Here is a 20,191-nt window from a genome sequence, read left to right on the forward strand (position 1 = left end):
CGGAGTCCCCGGATGCAAGGCATGTTGGCCCAAGCCGTCATTTACCTCGCCGCCATTGTTGTCGCCGTGCCTCTGGCGCGCAGGCTCGGGTTGGGGTCTGTGTTGGGCTATTTGATTGCCGGGATGATGATTGGGCCGGTGCTTGGTTTGGTCCAGCATTCGCAGAGCACCGATCTGATGCATTTTGCCGAATTTGGCGTGGTGATGATGCTGTTCCTTATCGGGCTTGAGCTTGACCCGCGTGCCCTTTGGGAGATGCGCCATCGGTTGATTGGTCTGGGCGGGCTGCAAATTATCGCCACTGGCGCCGCGATCACCGGGGCTTCGGTCTGGGCCGGGCTGGAATGGCAGACCGGGCTGGCGCTTGGGATGATCTTATCCTTGTCCTCGACTGCCGTGGTGCTTCAGACCCTCTCTGAAAAGAAACTGATCCATACGGGCGGTGGGCGCGCGGCGTTTTCCGTGCTTTTGACCCAAGACATCGCGGTGATCCCGATGTTGGCCGTCATGCCGCTTTTGGCCACGGGATCGCTCCTGACGATCAACCCGGATGGCTCGATCAGCCGTCCATCGGATTTGGCGAAAGTGGCCAGCGAACATAGCGTGTCTTTGGTCGAAGGCCTGCCCGCATGGGGTGTCACCTTGGTGACTTTGGGTGCCGTTGCGGCGATCATATTGGCCGGGATTTTTCTGACCCGTCCGGTATTTCGCTATATCCACGCCGCCAATATGCGCGAGATTTACACGGCGGTGGCCCTGCTCATCGTCATCGGCATCGCACTGTTGATGAGCTCCGTCGGTCTCTCCCCCGCCCTTGGCACATTCCTGGCCGGTGTCGTCTTGGCCAACTCCGAATTTCGCCATGAATTGGAAAGCTCAATCGAGCCGTTCAAAGGTCTGCTTTTGGGGCTGTTTTTCATCGCGGTCGGCGCCGGTATCAACTTTACGGTGCTGTTTCGCGATCCGATTTTGATCATCGGGCTGACCGTGGTGTTGATGGTGTCAAAGGGGGTGATCCTGTTTGTCATCGGGCGGATTTTTGCGCTGCGCAAACAGGCGCAATGGCTCTTTGCCCTCTCGCTGGCGCAGGCCGGGGAGTTTGGCATGGTCTTGACCACTTTCGCCCTGCAACAGCATGTTTTGTCGACCTATTTGGCCGAACGCGTGTTGCTGGTCATTGCCCTGTCCTTGATGTTCACGCCGCTGTTTTTCATGCTGCATGATACCCTGCGCCAAAAATTGGCCGACCGGGTCGAGGATCAGCCTGACGACAAGATCGACGAACAACATTCCATCATCATCGCCGGGATCGGGCGGTTTGGCCAGGTGGTGAACCGCTTGGTGCAGGCCTCAGGCTTTCACACCACGGTGTTGGATCATGATCTGAAAACCATTCAACTGATGCGCAAATTTGGCTTTAAGGGCTTTTTTGGCGACCCGACCCGCCCCGAACTTTTGCATGCGGCCGGGCTTGAGACGGCAAAGATTTTGGTGGTGGCGCTTGATGATCAAAAAGCGGCGGTGCATTTGGTCGCCTATGCTCGCAAACAGCGGCCCGACCTGTTCATCATCGCCCGTGCCCGCGACCGCATCCATGTCTATGAATTATACCAAGCCGGGGCCGATAAAATCGTGCGCGAAATGTTCGACAGTTCCCTGCGTGCGGGCCGCTATGTCTTGGAACAGATGGGGTTTTCCGAATACGATGCCTCGGTCACCGAACAGGCCTATTACCAACATGACCGCGAGGCGTTGCGGATCATGGCACAGCTTTGGGACCCGAATATTCCGACGGCGGAGAACACCGCCTATATCGAACGCTCGCGCAGTTTGGCCACCGATTTTGAGGCGGAATTGATTGCGCTTTTGGAAAAGAAGCGCGCGGAAATTAAGGATAAAAGCAAAGAGCCTCAGGAGCGCGCGTAGTCAAACCACGCGCGCCGTGACACCCGACGCTCCGTTTACCCCGCCGACACGCCAGCCTCGGCAAAGGTCGCCATGCCCGACAGGCATTCGACCGCGCCTTTGACCAAAGGGATAACCAAGCCCGCGCCCGAGCCTTCGCCAAGGCGCAGACCCAGTGACACCAACGGCTCTTTGCCGATCTCCTTGAGGACGGCGCGATGGGCCGCTTCGGCGGACTGATGCCCGGCGATGCAATGGTCCAAAGCCCCCGGCACCGCCTTTTCAAGACAAGCCGCCGCCGCACAGCAAATGAACCCGTCCAAAATCACCGGGATGCGCAGGACCCGCGCCCGCGCGATCGCGCCCGCCATCGCCGCCACTTCACGCCCGCCTAAACTCGCAAGGATCGCAAGCGGGGCTTTGCCGCCATGCAGGGCCACGCCCGCGGCACAGACCTCTTCTTTGATCTTCAGCCCGGCGTCATCCACGCCGGTGCCGCGCCCGACCCAATCCGCCGCAGTGCCGCCAAACAAAGCATTGGCCATCGCCGCCGCCGAGGTGGTGTTGCCGATGCCCATTTCGCCGACGACCAAAAGATCGGCCTTTGGATCGACCGCGTCCCAGCCAGTTTTGAGGGCGCGCACGCAGTCCTCATCAGACATCGCCACGGTCTCGGTGAAATCCCCGGTTGGGCGGTCCAGATCAAGCGCATGCACCGACATCGACGCGCCTGCGTTGCGCGCCAATTGGTTGATCGCCGCCCCGCCCTGTTGGAAATTCGCGACCATTTGCACCGTCACTTCGACCGGAAAGGCCGACACGCCGCGCGCGGTCACACCGTGATTTCCGGCAAAAATCGCCACCTGAGGCTTTTCAATCCGGGGACGGCCCTCACCGCGCCAGGCCGCATACCAAATGCCGATCTCTTCCAAACGGCCAAGGCTGCCGGCGGGTTTGGTCAGTTGCGCATTGCGCGCGGTCGCTGCGGCTTGCGCCTCCATATCCGGGCCGGGGGCCTGTTTCAGAATCCGTTCAAATCCGGCAAGATCGGAAAAAGCCATGTACCGCGCTCCCTCATTGTTTGTCTGGGCATTGTCTTTGTCTGGCATTGTCTTTGTCTGGCATTGTATTCGTGTCTCTGGGGTTTTATCCCGAGAGACAGACCAAGGACAGGACCGATTTGCCGCAAAGGAGACGTCCATGACCAAAGCCGACACACCACGTTTCACACCGCGTTTTAAACCACGGGCCGAGGACATCGCCACCAGCCTCGCCCTTCTGACGCGCATCCCGGTCAAGGCCGGGTTCACCCGCACGGCACAGGCGGCTTGGGCCTTTCCTGTGGCCGGGCTTGCGGTCGGGCTTGTGGCCGGTGCCGTGGCAACCATTGCCGGTTGGTTTGGATTGGGCGCGAGCCTGACCGCCGGGTTCGCCATGGCGGCGGCGGTGATTGTCACGGGCGCGATGCACGAAGACGGCTTGGCCGATTGTGCCGATGGGTTTTGGGGCGGCTGGGAGCGCCTTAGGCGCCTTGAGATCATGCATGACAGCCGCATCGGCACCTACGGGGTTTTGGCGCTTGGCTTGGCCTTGCTGTTGCGGTTCTCGGCGCTCTCCGTTTTGGCGCATGAGGATGTGATCGTCACCGCGCTCATCGCCTCTGCCGTGCTGTCGCGCGCCTCTCTGCCCTATGTGATGCTGCTTTTGCCCCATGCCCGCGCGGATGGTCTCTCCGTCAAAACCGGGCGGCCACCGCGCGATGCGGCGAGTCTTGGGGCCATGGTGGCTTTGGCGCTGTCTTGGATTGTGGTCGGCTTTGTCCCGACCGTGATTGCGGCCTCTGTCGTCATGCTGACCAGCTTTGTCGCGGGCAAAATCGCGCGGTCCAAAATCGGCGGACAAACCGGCGATGTTTTGGGCGCAACCCAAGTGCTTTGCGAGATTGCGGCCCTGACGGTGTTTACGGCGCTGACTTAACTTGGCTGACTTAACTTGTATGCCGATAAAAAACCGCCGCAAGGTTTCCCTTACGGCGGTCATCATGTCTACATCACAGGCGTGATCAGGCGGCGGCCACACGGCCGACGAGCACGTCAGAGATTTTCTTTTGCGCCTCGGTCTCATCCGAGCCGGACACGGCCGCGAATTCGCGGGTCAGGCGGTCGAGGGCGGCTTCATAGAGCTGACGCTCAGAATAGCTTTGCTCGCGCTGATCGTCGGTGCGATGCAGGTCGCGGACCACTTCGGCGATGGCGATCAGGTCGCCGGAGTTGATTTTTTGCTCATACTCCTGCGCCCGGCGTGACCACATGGCGCGTTTGACCTTGGCCTTGCCTTTAAGCGTACGCATGGCTTCGTTGACCACATCGGGCGAGCTGAGTGAGCGCATGCCCACTTCGGTCGCTTTGTTGGTCGGAACGCGCAGCGTCATCTTGTCCTTTTCAAAGGAGATGACGAAAAGCTCGAGGGACATGCCCGCGATTTCCTGTTCTTCGATCGACACGATCTGACCCACGCCATGGGCGGGGTAAACAACGAAATCACTGGGGCGGAAGTCTAATTTTCTGGTCTTGCTCATTTGCAGTCTTTTTCCTCGCAGGAACCTTTTAGGCACATCATCGGGCGCTTATCCTCGGCGCGGGTCTCACATTGCCTCACCCAATCCGGCACCATAAACGCCTACGGTCGGGAACCATCTGGCCCCGAGGGAGCTTTTGGGTCTAAATTTGGCGCGAAAAACCCAATCCCCTGAAAAGCAAGCTTTGGGGGTTGAGGTTGATATGCCCTGATGTGGTTTGATCAATATAGCACAAAAATAGGGCCAAAGAAAGCGCGGCGCGCAGCCCGGATCGGATATCCACCCGGTTTTCAGGCCCCTTCCCCTTGTTTTTAAGAGGATGAGCCGACTCTAAAGACGAAAACGGCTCCGAAATCGAAACCATGAACACCGCGAATCATCTATAGAAATCTGCATCTGTGCCGCAAGGCGGGGTCGGCGCGTGGTTTAAAGCGTCACGCCCTTAACCTGAGACAGCGGAAAGGCCGAACGCTTTAGGAACCTTCACCCGGTGCTTCGGAGAAATATTTCTCCATCTTGCCGCTTTCGCCGTCTTTTTCTTCGTAGCCCGGCAGCGGGTCTTTTTTGGCCAAAATGACCGGCCAGGCTTCGGAATATTTGCGGTTGAACTCGACCCATTTTTCCATGTCCGGCTCAGTGTCCGGGCGGATCGCATCGGCGGGGCATTCCGGTTCGCAGACACCACAGTCAATGCACTCGTCCGGGTGGATCACCAACATGTTTTCGCCCTCGTAGAAACAATCCACAGGGCATACCTCGACACAGTCGGTGTATTTGCAGGCGATGCAGTTCTCGATAACGACGTAGGTCATGTCGGCTCATCCAAATCTAATATCTCGCGCCTTTGCTAACTGGATAGGCGCGATCATTCAAGCATATCGGAGCGAGAAAGGAGACCAGTGCGACGATCTTTCTTTGTGGGACGCCCTTTTCCCTCAAACTTTGGCGCGGGCGGAACATAATCCTTATCTCCCGGCACATGGGTCATCGGCGGGCTGAGATCCTCGTACAGCGCTTGGGCTTCGGGGGCAGGTCCGCGGCGGGTGCCACAGGCGATCAGTTTAACAACGCGGACGTGATTGCCCTGTGCAAAGGTCAAAACATCCCCTGCCCCAACGGCGGTGGAGGCTTTCGACACTTTGTTTGCGTTGACCCGCACATGGCCGCCGGTGACGATCTTGGCGGCCAAGCTGCGGGTTTTGAAAAAGCGGGCATACCAAAGCCACTTGTCGAGGCGAAGGCTGTCCCGCTTTTCCATCATAGGCGCACCGTAGACATTGGGGCCTCTTACTTTTTGTCTTTCAAACCCATCAGCGCAGCGGCGAAGGGGTTATCCATGTCGATCGGCTTTTCTTTGCGCGGCGGGCGGGCGGAGAAGCTTTGCGGCTTGTTGCCGTCTTTGCCTTTGCCCCCATCCCGGCGCGGTTTGCCACCTTTGCCATCGGGTTTACCATGTGGTTTGCCGCCGGATTTTTTGCCCTGCGGACGCTCACCGCCTTGGCGTTCGCCAGCTTGGCGATCCCCGCCCTGACGATCACCACCTTGACGGTTTTGACCCCGGTTGCCGCCACGGTTTCCACCGCGATTGCCGCCCCAAGTGAAGGTCACAAAGCTTTCCATCTCAGCGCCAGCCAAAGCCGCATCTGCGGCCTCACCTGTTGGCACTTCGGCATCTGTGACCTCGGAAATGGCATCAGCCGGAGCCAGATCAGCCGCGATCTCGGCGCTTGGCGCAAGGCCCTCGTCGATGATTTCAGCCGCCTCAGCCACAGCATCCGCAGCAGGCAAAGCCTCTTCGGTCACAGCGCCCACATTGACCACAGCCGGCGTCCCGGCGTCAAACACCGGCGTGTCGGTGACTGCGTCGCTCGCGTCAGGGTCGGTCGGTGCAGCGTCAGTTGGTGCGGCGTCAGTCGGGATCACCTTATCAACGGCTTTGACCTTGGGGCGTTCGCCCTTTTCGGCCTTATAGCCCAGACCCACCATAAGATCGGCGAATTGTTCCAATGTCATGCCGGTGATCGACAACATGTCTGGGTTGGCCTCAAAGCCGCCCCGGCTGTCTTGTCCGCGCAGCAAATCGGCCAGACGTTCCAACATGTCGATGCGGATCGCACGCGCACCGGCCAAACGATAGCCGGAAGTGACATAATAGCCCTCTGGCGCATCCACAACGGCGGGAATGGTCACCAGACCTGCGGGCGGGCTGTCGGGGAATTCGTCGAATTTCGCGTTCAACGCCCAAAGCAAAAGCCGCAGCCGGGTCGGCGCGGGTTTCAACAAAAGCGGCAGAAAGATCGTGAACTGACCAAAGCGCACACCATGTTTGCGCAGCGCGCCACGGGCGTCTTGATCCAGTTCCTTGACCTCTGTTGCCACCTGATCGCGCGGGATCACGCCATAGCTTTCGCCCAAACGGAAGGCAAAGCCACGCGCCAACCCGGTCAGGGTCTCGTCGCGGGTCAGATTCAACAGCGGTTCAAACAGGGTCGCGATTTTGCGGTCGATGAAATGCTGCAACCGGCGTTGGACTTTTTCAGCCACATCAACGCTTGCGCCCTCGGCGACAAATGCCACCGCGCGCGGTTTCAAAATGTCATCGCCTGCAACCAGTTTGCCCACGGCATGTTCGCCCCACATCAGGCCACCTTGATCGGTGAAATCCATTTCTGTGTCCGGCGCATTATAGAACCGGTCGGCACGCAGGCTAAATTCCGGTGCCAATGCGGCCAACGCGGCTTGTGCCAACGTCTTTGCCTCATCCGGCGTTGCGGATTTGTCCTGAATAAACTGGAACCCTTCAAGACGGCCGATGAACTCGCCCTCAACCGTCACTTCACCCTTGTCGTTCACGTCGGCCACAAGGCCCTCCTTCTGTTTGAGCCGCCGAAGGAGCACACTCGTCCGCCGGTCCACAAATCTCTGCGTCAGTGCACCATGGAGCGCATCCGACAAACGGTCTTCTACAGCGCGCGTCTCGCCGCGCCAATGGCTTTCGTCATCAACCCAGTTTTCGCGTTGAGCAACATAGGTCCAAGTCCGAATATAGGCGAGTCTTTTGGATAAAGTGTCGATATTGCCCTGCGTGTGGTCAATGCGTTTGATCTGCTGGGCCAACCAATCGTCGGGAACCCGCCCATATTCGTGCAAAAATTCATAAATCCGCTCAAGCAGAGTCGTGTGTTCGCCGTGACTGATTCCGCGAAAATCGGGGATTCGGCATACGTCCCACAACAGCCGCACATCGCGCCCGGTGCGCACCCGCGGCCGCACCGATTTGAGATCCGAGAGCGTTTTGAGCGACAAAAGATCATCGGCATCACGCGCGCGCACCAAGGCCGGATCGGTGGGCATTTTTTCAAGCGACTGAATGAGCGCCTCGACAGAGCCGAATTCAAGCCGTGAATTGCGCCAATTGAGCTTTTTGATCGGGGTAAACCGATGTTCTTCGATGGCGAGGGTCACCTCGTCGTCAAATGGCTCCGCCTCGCCTGTCACGCCAAATGTGCCATCGGTTTGATAGCGCCCGGCACGGCCTGCGATCTGGGCCAACTCATTGGGCGCGAGATGCCGCATCCGGCGGCCATCGAATTTGATCAATGAGGAAAACGCCACATGGGTGACGTCCAAATTCAACCCCATGCCAATCGCATCGGTGGCGACCAGATAATCGACATCGCCGTTTTGATACATCTCAACCTGGGCGTTACGTGTCCGCGGGCTCAGCGCCCCCATAACCACCGCCGCACCACCTTTTTGACGGCGGAGCAGTTCGGCAATGGCATAGACATCATCGACTGAGAACCCGACGATGGCGGCGCGCGCGGGCATGCGGCTGATCTTTTTTGACCCTGAATAGGTGAGTCGTGAGAATCGATCCCGGTGCATGAACTGTGCTCTGGGCACCAGATTGGCAATCACCGAGCGCATCGAATCGCTGCCCATAAACAGCGTCTCATGCAGGCCGCGCGCGTTCAAAAGCCGGTCGGTGAACACATGGCCGCGCTCAGGATCGGCACAAAGTTGAATTTCATCAACGGCCAGAAAATCCGCCCCCATGCCCGTCGGCATCGCCTCAACAGTACAGACCCAATATTGCGCCCGCGCGGGGACAATCCGCTCTTCGCCCGTCACCAACGCCACCACGGAGGGGCCGCGCCGCGCGACGATCTTGTCATAGACTTCCCGCGCCAAAAGCCGCAACGGCAGGCCTATCACGCCGGTGCGATAGGCCAACATGCGTTCAATCGCATAGTGGGTTTTGCCTGTATTGGTGGGCCCGAGCACCGCAGTGATGCGCCCCCCCGTCCCCATCGCGCCGCTCATCGCTTTGGTCTTTCTGTTTGGCCCCAAATGGGCGTCTGTGTCAGGGATGTTTAAAGCGCTGTTCCGCCAAGCGCCAGTTCCAGAGCGGCAATGCGTGCGCTGAGCCCCTCCATCTGCGGATGTATCTCGCGGATTTTATAAAGCACCTCCAACGCCACCGCCTCGTCTCCGGTTTCCTCCAAAATCACCGCCAGCCCAGAAAGCGCGCCAAAATGGCGTGGCTCACGGGTCAGCACCGTACCGATGTCTTTGAGCGCCGGGCCATACAGCCCCGCCATGAAATAGGCGGTGGCACGGGCGTTATAGGCCTCAGGAAACTCAGGCGCATGATCGACAAGCGCGGTCAGATGACCGATTGCGCTGGAAAAATCGCCGGCCTGAGTGGCCGCCCGGCCCCGCTCCAACAATAAATCCATCGCATCTGATCCAGAGCGTGACATTTCAACGACGATGTCCTGTTCGATCCGGCCCGCCTCATAGGGGTCGGCCTGTGACAATTGGTCAAACAGATCATCCAGGCGCACCGCATCCGCCGCGAAAGCGACCGAACTGGTGCAAAAAACAACGATCCCGACAAAAAACAGCCCGGACGCAACGGCACATTTGAGAAACTGTCGTAATGCTTTCATAACAGTTGGGATTGTAGCTTTCTGGCGCGCGTGGTCAAAGTCACAAATCCGCGTTCACACAAAACGCGCCATAATATTTTTCGGAGGAAGACCAAATGAGCGACGTCATCACCAAAGCGGTAGAGGCTCTGAATGAAAAAATGGGCGGTGGTTTCGACGCCGGCGTGGCGAAATTCGTCATCGAAGGCGAAGGCGCGATTGTCGTCGACGCCGAGGGCGCGCGCGCCTCTGACGATGCGGCCGACGTGACCCTGACCGCCGATCTTGAAACCTTTCAAGGTATGATCGAGGGCGACGTGAACCCGACCGCCGCATTTATGCAGGGCAAATTGTCCGTCGACGGCGACATGGGTCTGGCGATGCAACTCGGCTCCGTGCTGTCGTAAGTGCGATGACGGAAACCGCCCCCTATTTCGCAGATCTGGCCGAAGGGCCTGAGGGTGGATCGGCCTATTGGCTGACCACATCGGATGGGGTGCGAATCCGTGCCGCGCTTTGGCCCTATCAGGGGGATGGGACGTGCAAAGGCACGGTGTTCATCCTGCCGGGGAGGACCGAATGCATTGAAAAATATGGGCGCGGTGCGGCGGATTTGGCCGCCCGCGGCTTTGCCTCTTTGGCGATTGATTGGCGGGGTCAGGGCATTGCCGACCGGCTTTTGGCGGATCGCAACATCGGCCATGTCGGCACCTTCCCGGATTATCAAAAAGACCTCGACGCGGTGATCACCTTGGCAGAGGAAAAAACCATGCCAAAACCGTGGTTTATCCTCGGCCATTCGATGGGCGGGGCGATTGGATTGCGCGCGCTGATGGAGGGCAAACCCTTTCTGGCCGCCGGATTCTCCGCGCCGATGTGGGGGATTGGCCTGACCCCGATCCAAAAGGCCATGGTGCGCTTTCTCTCGCCGGTGATGCATGCGCTTGGCCTGCAAAACCGCCGTGCACCGGGCACGAAAGCCCAGACCTATATGCTTTGGCACCCGTTTGAGGACAATCTTTTGACCTCCGACGCCGAGACGTACCGCTATATGACCGACCAAATCATCGCCCAGCCCGATCTGGGCCTTGGCGGGCCCTCGACCCATTGGGTGAGCGAAGCGATTGCGGAAAATGATTGGGCCCGCGAGCAACCGCTGCCGGATGTGCCTGTGCTGTGTTTCTTGGGCACCGATGAGAAAATCGTCAACACCGCTGCGGTCAAAGATCTGGTCGCGCGCTGGCCGTCTTGTGAGTTGGTGCCGGTGGCCCATGGTCGCCACGAGATCCCGATGGAGGCTCCGGCCTCTCGCGCGTTGTTTTATGACCGTCTGGCCGCAGTTTTTGCCGCCCAAAGCGCCTGATCCTTTGCATCACGGCGCAGGAGTGCCTATCTCTGTGTCACAGATACAAAACGGAGAGACGCAATGCGGTTCACGCAGCCCCAATTCGCCCAAAACATGGTTTTCGACGCCAATGCCACCGGAGGTGACGCGGCCTTTGGAGACTTGCCGGAATGGGACCTGACCGATCTCTATCCCGCCCCCGACGCCCCCGAGGTCAAACGCGATCTCGATTGGATTGAAGAGGCCTGCCTGTCCTTTGCCCGCGATTATGAGGGCAAACTGGCCGGTCTCGACGGTGCGGGCATGTATGATTGCATCCTGCGCAACGAACGGATTTCGCAGGTGGCCGGGCGTTTGGGATCGTTTGCCGGGCTTTTGTATTACCAAAACACCGTCGACAGCGAGCGCGCGACGTTCTTTTCCGACATTCAGGACAAGCTGACGACCTACACCGCGCCGATGGTGTTTTTCTCGCTTGAAGTGAACCGCATCCCGGATGAGACGATTGAGGCGATGCTGACCCATGAGGGCCTGTCGCGCTATCGCCCGATCTTTGAGCGGATGCGCAAAATGCGCCCGCACCAGCTTTCTGATGAGTTGGAGCGCTATGAGCACGATATGTCGATTGTCGGGGCCTCCGCGTGGAACAAACTGTTTGACGAAACCATCGCCGATCTGAAATTTACGGTGGAGGGCAAGGAGCTTGGGCTTGAGGCCACATCAACCCTGATGATGGATCAAAACCGCGACAAACGCGAGGCGGCGGCCCGCGAAATGGCCCGTGTCTTGGGCCAGAACATTAAGATTTTCTCTCGTGTTCACAACACTTTGGCCAAAATGGGTGAGGTCGAGGATCGGTGGCGCGGGATGCCGACGCCGCAAACCGGGCGGCACCTGTCCAACGATGTCGAACCCGAGGTCGTGCAAGCGCTGCGTGACGCCGTGGTTGCCGCCTACCCAAAACTGTCGCACCGCTATTACGAACTCAAACGCGGTTGGTTGGGCTATGACAAATTACAGGTCTGGGACCGCAACGCGCCGCTGCCGATGGAAGAAACCCGCGTGGTCGATTGGGACACCGCACGCGCCATGGTGATGGACGCCTATGCCGGGTTTGATCCCAAAATGGCCGAGATCGCCAAGCCGTTTTTTGAGCGCGGCTGGATTGATGCGGGTGTGAAACCGGGCAAGGCACCGGGGGCCTTTGCCCATCCGACCGTCACCGATGCACATCCCTATGTGATGCTCAATTACCTTGGAAAACAACGCGATGTCATGACATTGGCGCATGAATTGGGCCATGGCGTGCACCAGGTTCTGGCCGCCGAGCAAGGCGAGCTTTTGGCCGACACGCCGCTGACCTTGGCGGAAACCGCCTCGGTCTTTGGTGAAATGTTGACCTTTCAAAAACTGTTGGCCGACACCACCAACCCGGCACAGCGCAAGGTGCTTTTGGCCGGCAAAGTCGAGGACATGATCAACACGGTCGTGCGCCAAATCGCCTTTTACGATTTCGAATGCAAACTCCACGAGGCGCGCAAAGGCGGCGAATTGACCCCGGAGGCCATCGGCCAACTTTGGATGTCGGTGCAGGGTGAATCCTTGGGCCCGGCGTTTGAATTCATGGACGGGTACGAGACCTTCTGGGCCTATGTGCCGCATTTCGTCCACTCGCCGTTCTACGTCTACGCCTATGCGTTTGGCGACGGCTTGGTCAACGCGCTCTACGCCGCCTATCAAGAATCCCCCGAGGGCTTTCAGGACAAGTATTTCGACATGCTCAAAGCGGGCGGATCGAAACACCATTCCGAGCTGTTGAAACCCTTCGGGCTTGATGCCTCTGATCCCAAATTCTGGGACAAGGGCCTGTCGATGATCTCAGGCTTTATTGATGAATTGGAAGCGATGGAGTAATCGCCCCCGCTTTACGAAAAAGCCCCCGGCCAGATGGCGCGGGGGCTTTTTATGCGTGATTTCAGGATGTTTTCGTCAATCCAACTCGGTCCAAGGCCAAGGTTTTTCCTCGGAATCGGCGGTGATATAGCGCGTCGCTTTGGCGAACCAGATGCCGACATCGGTGCCAAATCCGGCGATGCGGGCGTTTGGTTTTTTGCCTGTGGTCAAAAGCACAATCGCCTGTAGCACCGCCAAAAACCCGATGATGGTCGAAGCAAAGCTCATCATCATCCAGATCAGCACCGAAAACAGAATGCGTGCACCAATGTTTTCTTGGACCTCTTCCAACCGTTTGGGCGCGGAAGACGACATATTGGGCATGACGTGATCAAATTCATGCGGGTCGGCCATGGGTGATTCCTTTATGTTTCACCAGACAGTTTACAGGGTTTGGCCGAAGACAAAAATCGCTTCACGCATCTGCAGCATAAACAGGTGTTTAAAGGGAATGCGCAAACTGACGTGAGGTTTCGCTTGGTGCCCGTGTCTGCCCGCTCGTAGGCTCGCGAAAACGGGAGGATTTCAAATGATCAAATGGATTGGGCGCGGAATTGCTGTGCTGCTGGTCGCGGGCGCGATTGTGTTTTTCGGGGTGCTCCCCGGTCTTGTCGAAAAGGGCCAAAACCCGGTGGTGGCGCATGACCCCTACCCGGTCTCGCCCGAAGCACAGGCGCTGCATGACAGCCTGATCATCGGTGATTTGCACGCCGACAGCCTGATGTGGAACCGCAATCTGTTGCAGCGCGGTGATCGCGGTCAGGTCGATTTTCCGCGTCTGCGTGAGGGCAATGTGGCGGTGCAGGTGCTCACCACGGTGACCAAAAGCCCGGCAGGGCAGAATTATGACCACAATTCAACGGATGCGCGCGACAACATCACCTTGTTGGCGATGGCCGAGATGTGGCCGATCAAAAGCTGGTTCGACCTGACCGAACGCGGGCTTTACATGGCCGACAGGTTGGAGGGCTACGCCGAAAAAGCCCCTGATCAGGTCCATATGATCCTGACCAAAGAAGATTTGGACGCCGTTCTGGAGGCCCACGCAGGCGGGTCCAAGGTGGTCGGCGCCCTGCTTGGGTCCGAGGGCGGGCATGTGCTTGAGGGCGAGATTGAAAATCTGGATCGGATCTATGACGCCGGGTTTCGCCTGATGGGGCTGACGCATTTCTTTGACAACGCACTTGGCGGCTCGCTGCATGGCGAGGGCAATGCCGGGCTGACCGCCTTTGGCCGCGACGTGGTGTCGCAAATGATGGACAAGCACATGGTCATTGATCTCGCCCATGCGTCGCCACAGATGGCGCAGGATGTTTTGGCGATGGTCGCGGATCAAAATATCCCCGTGATTGTCTCCCATTCCGGCATCCATTCCCATTGCGCGGTCAAACGCAATTTCGAGGATGATCTGATGCGCGCGATTGCGGCCACGGGCGGGGTGATTGGCATTGGCTATTGGGAGGATGTGACCTGTGACGCCACGCCCAAAGGCATCGCCCGCGCGATCAAAGCCGGGATTGGCGTGGTGGGGGTGGATCACATCGCACTGGGATCGGATTTTGATGGTGCGGTGGAGACCCATTTTGACGTCGCGGAATTGGCCGCGGTGACGCAGGCGCTGATGGATGAGGGGCTGAGCGATACGGACATCGCGGCGGTCATGGGCGGCAATATGATGCGGGTGCTGGGGCAGATTTTGCCGCAGTAAGCCGCGTTTTACCGCAGTAAGCCGCGCCAAAGCGACAACACCCCAAAACAAACACGGGCGCCCAAACGGGCGCCCATCACATATATACCTCCCCAAATCCTCCCTGCCGAATCCTCCCTGACATCGCACGAAGGGCATCCCACGCGGGTCATCCCCTGATGGTCGCAGCCCGGTTTCCCTCCAAAATCCCGGACCGCCTCACATGTCGGGCGGATCGCCTGTGTCGTCTTGGCCAGAACCTCGGGACAGTCTCATGTCACCCTCCTTTCCTTGCCTTTCCAACATCTTAACTATAGCCCGAGTCGCCTTGGTTAGCCTTGATCCGCGTCAAAAACCGCATCAATCATCGCCTGTGTGCCGCGCGCATTTTCCAAACTCCACGGGTAGTCCGCCCCATCGCGCGCAGAGCGCACAAAATTCTCAACCTGAACAACATACTGCCGCACGGTCGGGAAGGTCTCGATCCGGGTGATGCCATTGGCGGTGCGGATATGCAGCTCCGCGCTGCCATAGGTGCCGGCATTAAACGGCGTTTTGACGGTGATCACGCCTGTGCGGCCATGAAACCGCACCTCTTGGAATGGCGACATCCGCATGGAGACATAGGCGCTATAGTCAAAGCCCGCAAAGCGCGCGGTGAAGGCGGAGGTCACATCGACGCCATTCTCATAGGTGATATTTGCGGAGGTGATCACATCTGGCTCTTGGCCCGTGGCAAAGCGCACTGATCCGATCGCATAAACGCCAATGTCGCCCATCGCGCCGCCGCCTGTGCCGGGTTTGTTGCGGATGTTGTCGAGGTCCGGGTTGTCAAAGGAAAACGCCACATCAACGCGGATCAGATCGCCGATCTCGCCCGCCGACAGCATCTCTTTCACCCGCGCCCATTGCGGGTGATGCACGATCATGAACGCCTCCGCCGCCATCAACCCGCTCTCATCGCGTTTGGCGATCAGCGCGTCAATTTCGGCGGCTTTCATCGCAATCGGCTTTTCGCACAAAACATGTTTGCCCGCCGCGAGCGCCTTGAGGCTCCATTCGATATGCAGGTGATTGGGCAGCGGGATATAAACCGCGTCGATCTCGTCAGAGGCGAGCATGGCGTCATAATCGGTAAAGACGTTAAGCCCCGGACAAAACGCCTGAAACGGCGCGGCTTTGGTCAAGGATGAGGTGGCAAGAGCGGTGAATTGCGCCCCTTCGGCCTCATGGATCGCGCGCGCCATATGGTCGAGGGCAAATTTCGCCCCGCCCAAAACGCCAAACCGGATTGGATTGCTCATGTCTGTCTCCCCTCTCAAACTGTTAGCGCCATCATGGCGCAAACCAACGCAAAGAAAAAGGGGCGGCCTTGACCACCCCTTTTTAATCTCTTCAATTATGACCCTGCGCGGCGATCAGGCGTCTTCGCTAACCCCGGTCTCCATGCCGGCCTTGCTGGCCAGCTCACGCATCCGGTTTTGCAACTTTTCAAAGGCGCGCACTTCGATCTGACGAATGCGTTCGCGCGACACGTCATAGCGGCCTGACAGTTCCTCAAGCGTCACCGGCTGATCCTCAAGACGGCGTTGCATCAGGATGTCTTTTTCACGCTCATTGAGCACATCCATCGCCTGAACCAAAAGCGCACGACGGCTTTCCAACTCGTCCCGTGCCTCATAATCGGCGGCGGTGTTGGCGTTTTCATCCTCAAGCCAGTCCTGCCATTGCCCCGACCCTTCGTCGTCACTGCCGACCGTGGCATTGAGCGAGGCGTCCCCCCCGGACATCCGGCGGTTCATCGACACGACTTCGGCCTCGGTCACGCCCAGATCGGTGGCGATGCGTTTGACGTTATCGGGATGCAAATCGCCCTCTTCCAGAGCGCCGATGCGGGCTTTGGCCTTGCGCAGATTAAAGAACAGTTTCTTTTGACCTGAGGTGGTGCCAAGTTTGACCAAAGACCATGAGCGCAGGATATATTCCTGAATGCTGGCGCGAATCCACCACATCGCATAGGTCGCAAGGCGAAAGCCCTTTTCGGGATCAAAGCGTTTGACCGCCTGCATCAAACCGACATTGGCCTCGGAAATCACTTCGGCCTGCGGCAGACCGTAACCGCGATAGCCCATGGCGATTTTTGCCGCCAAGCGCAGGTGCGAAGTCACAAGTTTATGCGCCGCCGAGCTGTCTTCATGATCGACCCAGCGTTTGGCCAACATATATTCCTGCTCCGGCTCCAGCATCGGAAATTTGCGAATTTCCTGCAAGTAGCGGTTCAGGCCCTGTTCCGGGCTTGGGGCTGGCAAATTGGTATAGCTGCTCATCGTTCACATTCTCCCGCGTCATCTGCGCCTTATGTAACAACCTTTAACATGGGGCGCGCCATGTTACAACACTTAACATCAAACACCGTATCCTGACTTAGGATCGCACCACGCGCCCTTCAAGGGCGGCGCCTTATGGCTGCACATGATGGCAGCAATGACGTCCTACATTCAGATTTCTAACGAAGGGTGAAACAAATTCCGCCGTGACACCACGGTATTTCATCCCTCTCACGGCAATGTGCCGTCTGTTACACCGTTATATATTGCACCAAAGAGTCGAACAATGCGCGAATCCGTGCAGAAGTGCGCAACTCCCTATGCGCCACCGCCCAGAGATCATACTGGATCGGTGGATAGGCCCCGACCCGCACCAGATCCCCCATCTGCGCGGCCACCCGCTCCGGCAATATCCCAACCCCAAGTCCTGAACGCACCATATCCGCCACCACGAGATGCGAATTCGACAGGCGCATAAACTGGCGCTCCGCCACCTCAAGCCCAAGCGCCGAGAGCGCGGCGCGCAGCCGCGGGCCACTGTCATAGCCGATGAAATCCGCCTGTGAGAGGTCCGCATCGGCGGGGTTCGGGCCCAGCGTGGCGGCATAGTCTTTGGCGGCATAGAGATACACCGCCTCAGAGCGCAGTTTGCGCGCGATCAGGTCGGGTTGGGTCGGGCGAAAGGATCGGATCGCCACATCGGCCTCGCGACGACGCAGATCGGCGGCCTCGTTTGAGACCAGGACCTCGATTTGCAACCGGGGTGCCGAGCTGCGCAAAGCGCTGAGCACGGGCGCAAGGTAATAGGCCGCGACGATTTCCGACACGGACAAGGTCACACTGCCCTCAAGCGTTGTGGCCTGCCCCGAGGCCACCCGCGCCGCCTGGGTCGCGGCCGCACCCATGGCGCGGATATGGGGCAACAGGTCCAGCCCCGCCGGGGTCAGGCTCAGTCCGCGTGGAATGCGGTCAAACAGCGTCACGCCAAGCTCCGCCTCAAACGCCGCCACCTGCCGCCCCAACGTCGGCTGGCTCATATTGAGTGCGCGGGCGGCGGCAGAGAAGGACCCGGTTTCCGCCGTGACCAAAAAGGCGCGCGCATGGGTCCAGTCAAAGCGGGCGGCGCGAAAGTCGGTGAGGGGTGTGTTTGGTTTATCCATGCAAATATGAATACCATAATGGCAAATATAGGCAATATGACACATATGTACGCATAGGTATGAGTGGGCATCACATGTTGTTCCCGAAGGAGACCCCGATGTTAACGCCCTCCCCTGCACTCTCCACCCGACTGCGCCGAGCCGGGATGGCCTATTGGGTCATCATCCTCGCCGGAATGAGTTCCGAAACGATGTTTCGCGCCACAGCCCGATCGACCCATGACGCGGTACAGATGATTGCAAACCTGCGGATCAGCACGATGCTCGACACCGTGATGATCTGCGCCGACATCTATGTCGCACTGACAGTCTACGCGGTGTTTCGCACGGTTGATCCGGTCAAATCGCTCTTTGCCATGGTGTTTCGCCTGACGCAGGGGGCGGTGATTGCCGGGTCTTTGATGCTGCAACTGGCCGCTATTCACGCCCCGGATCAGGCCGCTTGGCTCATGGCGGCGCAGGCGGATGGTTATGATCTTGGCTTGCTGTTCTTTGCGCTCAACACCGCGCTGATGGCACAGCTTTTGTGCCAATCGGGGCTGCTGTCGCCTATGACCAAGCGGGTTTTGCCCCCTTTGCTGATGCTATCGGCCTTGATTTATGGCGTCAACAGCACTCTGGCTCTTTTGGGCTCAAACTTTGCCGAGACCCTCGCACCGAGCTATGCCATTCCCTTGGTATCTGAGAGTTTTTTCGCCCTCTGGCTGCTGGTCTCACGCCCCAACCAAAGCGTCACCACCTCGCCTCAGAGGTGATCCAAAAGATCCTGCATATCCTCGGGCAGAGGCGCCTCAAACAACATATCCTCGCCGGTCACAGGATGCACAAAGCCCAAAACGGCCGCATGAAGCGCCTGACGCGGAAAGGCCGCGACGGCATCGCGCGCCGCCTCTGAGAGGGCTTTGTGATTGAGCTTGCGCCGCCCGCCATAGGTTTGATCCCCGACCAAACCATGCCCAGCATGGGCCATATGCACGCGAATTTGGTGGGTGCGCCCGGTTTCCAACCAGCATTCCACAAGGGAAAGCTGCACAGGCGTGCCATACATCTCAACCACCCGCGCGCGGGTGATGGCGTGACGGCCCTCGCTAAAAGACACCGCCTGTTTTTGCCGATCGGCCTTGTGGCGGCCCAACATGGTGGTGATGCGCATCACATTGGAGCCCTCAAAGCTCACCCCTTTGACGCCGCGCAGACGCGGGTCCATGATGTCGGGCATCCCATACACCAGCGCATAATATTTGCGCTCGACCGTGTGTTTTTCGAACTGTTTGGCCAGGCCTTGATGCGCCTTGTCCGACTTGGCAACGACCAAAAGCCCCGATGTGTCCTTGTCGATCCGGTGCACGATACCGGGACGCTTTTCACCGCCGATGCCCGACAGGTTCTCACCAAAATGATACATCAACGCGTTGACCAACGTGCCAGACGGCGAACCGGGCGCGGGGTGCACCACCATGCCGACGGGTTTGTTGATCACGATCAGATCGTCATCCTCATAGATCACCTCCAAAGGGATGTCTTCGGCGATGATCTCGACCTCAGCGGCCTGTTCCACGGTGATCTCCACCCGATCCCCCGCCGCGATTTTGCCGGTCTGATCCGTGGCGACCACGCCATTGACGGTGATCGCCCCCTCGGCCAGCAATTTTGCCAAACGCGACCGCGACAGGGTGGCTTCTTCTGGCACATCGCGGGCAATCGCCTTATCAAGGCGTTTGGGCGGGTTGTCCGCAATGACGAAAGCAACGGTGGTAACAGACATGCGTGATCCGATTGAGCTGGACCCAAAAGACATGGCGGGAGTGACGCTGTTGCGTCGACTGGTCACCGGGCTTTTGGTCGTGATGATTTGCGGGTTTCTAGTCCTGATTGGACTGCTTGTCACCCGTTTCCCTGATATGAAAGCGCCAAACCCACCTGCGATTTCTTTCGATCTGCCCGAAACGATCACCTTGCCCGACGGCATGACCCCCACCGCGTTTACCCGTGGCTCGGATTGGGTGGCGATTGTCGCCGGGGATGCGATCTTGATTTACGACGCCGACAACGGCGCGCTGCGCCAAACGGTGACGCTGAAATAACGCCGAACAGCACGACAGCCCTGAAGCTGTCACCTAAAGATGCGTCACATAAAACGGATGGGTTAAGTGGTACCACCACCCCGGCTCGAACGGGGGACCTCCTGATCCACAATCTCTAGGTCCCGACTTTTCTCCAAAATGCACGGTCTTGCATATAGGCTCATAGCCTATTGTTTTATAAAGATTAATGCCGTACTTTCACCACATGGGCTTGCACT

The 20,191-nt window shown here is 58.6% G+C and carries 19 protein-coding genes; 8 read left to right on the forward strand and 11 right to left on the reverse strand.

Annotated elements, in window-relative coordinates:
- The first annotated feature begins 12 nt into the window (after positions 1-12).
- Positions 13-1,926 carry a monovalent cation:proton antiporter-2 (CPA2) family protein gene (locus BLT54_RS02795; protein WP_074640806.1) on the forward strand — a complete coding sequence of 638 codons (1,914 nt, stop codon included), beginning with the start codon at positions 13-15 and terminating at the stop codon, positions 1,924-1,926.
- A gap of 35 nt (positions 1,927-1,961) precedes the next feature.
- Here the strand turns inward: BLT54_RS02795 and cobT are convergent, their stop codons facing one another.
- Entirely contained in the window at positions 1,962-2,966 is a 1,005-nt protein-coding gene (cobT, locus tag BLT54_RS02800) for a nicotinate-nucleotide--dimethylbenzimidazole phosphoribosyltransferase (RefSeq protein WP_074641476.1), read from the reverse strand.
- Between the two features lie 139 nt (positions 2,967-3,105).
- Here cobT and cobS point away from each other — a divergent pair, with 139 nt between their 5' ends.
- Entirely contained in the window at positions 3,106-3,882 is a 777-nt protein-coding gene (cobS, locus tag BLT54_RS02805) for an adenosylcobinamide-GDP ribazoletransferase (RefSeq protein ID WP_074640808.1), read from the forward strand.
- Positions 3,883-3,967: 85 nt separating this feature from the next.
- Here cobS and BLT54_RS02810 read toward each other — a convergent pair whose 3' ends face one another.
- From BLT54_RS02810 to BLT54_RS02835, 5 genes are all read right to left on the reverse strand, one after another.
- A complete protein-coding gene (locus BLT54_RS02810; RefSeq protein WP_009572707.1) occupies positions 3,968-4,483 on the reverse strand; it encodes a CarD family transcriptional regulator in 516 nt (171 codons plus the stop codon).
- Between the two features lie 473 nt (positions 4,484-4,956).
- Positions 4,957-5,295, reverse strand: coding sequence for a ferredoxin FdxA (fdxA, locus tag BLT54_RS02820; protein ID WP_009572708.1), 339 nt, complete (start codon positions 5,293-5,295; stop codon positions 4,957-4,959).
- 53 nt (positions 5,296-5,348) lie between these two features.
- Complete coding sequence (locus BLT54_RS02825) at positions 5,349-5,744, reverse strand: RNA-binding S4 domain-containing protein (RefSeq protein WP_074640812.1); 396 nt, start codon at positions 5,742-5,744, stop codon at positions 5,349-5,351.
- 26 nt (positions 5,745-5,770) lie between these two features.
- On the reverse strand, positions 5,771-8,809 hold the full coding sequence (locus BLT54_RS02830; protein ID WP_074640815.1) for a helicase-related protein: 3,039 nt from the start codon (positions 8,807-8,809) through the stop codon (positions 5,771-5,773).
- A gap of 50 nt (positions 8,810-8,859) precedes the next feature.
- The gene (locus tag BLT54_RS02835; protein WP_074640817.1) at positions 8,860-9,438 is read right to left on the reverse strand and encodes a tetratricopeptide repeat protein; all 579 of its coding nucleotides are present in this window, start codon (positions 9,436-9,438) and stop codon (positions 8,860-8,862) included.
- A gap of 95 nt (positions 9,439-9,533) precedes the next feature.
- Here BLT54_RS02835 and BLT54_RS02840 point away from each other — a divergent pair, with 95 nt between their 5' ends.
- From BLT54_RS02840 to BLT54_RS02850, 3 genes are all read left to right on the forward strand, one after another.
- The gene (locus tag BLT54_RS02840) at positions 9,534-9,824 is read left to right on the forward strand and encodes an SCP2 sterol-binding domain-containing protein (protein WP_074640819.1); all 291 of its coding nucleotides are present in this window, start codon (positions 9,534-9,536) and stop codon (positions 9,822-9,824) included.
- 5 nt (positions 9,825-9,829) lie between these two features.
- Positions 9,830-10,780: an alpha/beta fold hydrolase gene (locus tag BLT54_RS02845; protein WP_074640821.1), complete on the forward strand. Its 951-nt coding sequence runs from the start codon at positions 9,830-9,832 to the stop codon at positions 10,778-10,780.
- Positions 10,781-10,843: 63 nt separating this feature from the next.
- A complete protein-coding gene (locus BLT54_RS02850) occupies positions 10,844-12,676 on the forward strand; it encodes a M3 family oligoendopeptidase (protein WP_074640824.1) in 1,833 nt (610 codons plus the stop codon).
- A gap of 75 nt (positions 12,677-12,751) precedes the next feature.
- On the opposite strand, the gene BLT54_RS02855 is transcribed toward BLT54_RS02850, so the two are convergent.
- Positions 12,752-13,069, reverse strand: coding sequence for a DUF4389 domain-containing protein (locus BLT54_RS02855; RefSeq protein ID WP_074640826.1), 318 nt, complete (start codon positions 13,067-13,069; stop codon positions 12,752-12,754).
- 175 nt (positions 13,070-13,244) lie between these two features.
- Between BLT54_RS02855 and BLT54_RS02860 the strand changes: the two genes are divergently transcribed.
- On the forward strand, positions 13,245-14,423 hold the full coding sequence (locus BLT54_RS02860) for a dipeptidase (RefSeq protein WP_074640829.1): 1,179 nt from the start codon (positions 13,245-13,247) through the stop codon (positions 14,421-14,423).
- A gap of 311 nt (positions 14,424-14,734) precedes the next feature.
- Here the strand turns inward: BLT54_RS02860 and BLT54_RS02865 are convergent, their stop codons facing one another.
- From BLT54_RS02865 to BLT54_RS02875, 3 genes are all read right to left on the reverse strand, one after another.
- On the reverse strand, positions 14,735-15,706 hold the full coding sequence (locus BLT54_RS02865; RefSeq protein ID WP_074640831.1) for a Gfo/Idh/MocA family protein: 972 nt from the start codon (positions 15,704-15,706) through the stop codon (positions 14,735-14,737).
- A gap of 114 nt (positions 15,707-15,820) precedes the next feature.
- Entirely contained in the window at positions 15,821-16,729 is a 909-nt protein-coding gene (gene rpoH / locus BLT54_RS02870; protein ID WP_074640833.1) for an RNA polymerase sigma factor RpoH, read from the reverse strand.
- 251 nt (positions 16,730-16,980) lie between these two features.
- A complete protein-coding gene (locus BLT54_RS02875) occupies positions 16,981-17,889 on the reverse strand; it encodes a LysR family transcriptional regulator (RefSeq protein ID WP_074641478.1) in 909 nt (302 codons plus the stop codon).
- A 98-nt stretch (positions 17,890-17,987) separates the two neighbouring features.
- Here BLT54_RS02875 and BLT54_RS02880 point away from each other — a divergent pair, with 98 nt between their 5' ends.
- Positions 17,988-18,644, forward strand: a complete 657-nt coding sequence (locus BLT54_RS02880; protein ID WP_074640835.1) for a DUF4386 domain-containing protein — start codon at positions 17,988-17,990, stop codon at positions 18,642-18,644.
- Here BLT54_RS02880 and BLT54_RS02885 read toward each other — a convergent pair.
- Positions 18,635-19,654 carry an RluA family pseudouridine synthase gene (locus tag BLT54_RS02885; protein WP_074640838.1) on the reverse strand — a complete coding sequence of 340 codons (1,020 nt, stop codon included), beginning with the start codon at positions 19,652-19,654 and terminating at the stop codon, positions 18,635-18,637. The genes BLT54_RS02880 and BLT54_RS02885 overlap by 10 nt on opposite strands.
- Between BLT54_RS02885 and BLT54_RS02890 the strand changes: the two genes are divergently transcribed.
- Positions 19,653-19,973, forward strand: a complete 321-nt coding sequence (locus BLT54_RS02890) for a DUF6476 family protein (protein WP_074640841.1) — start codon at positions 19,653-19,655, stop codon at positions 19,971-19,973. The genes BLT54_RS02885 and BLT54_RS02890 overlap by 2 nt on opposite strands.
- Positions 19,974-20,191 lie beyond the last annotated feature (218 nt).

It is taken from the genome of Celeribacter baekdonensis (assembly GCF_900102315.1).
Lineage (GTDB): Bacteria > Pseudomonadota > Alphaproteobacteria > Rhodobacterales > Rhodobacteraceae > Celeribacter > Celeribacter baekdonensis.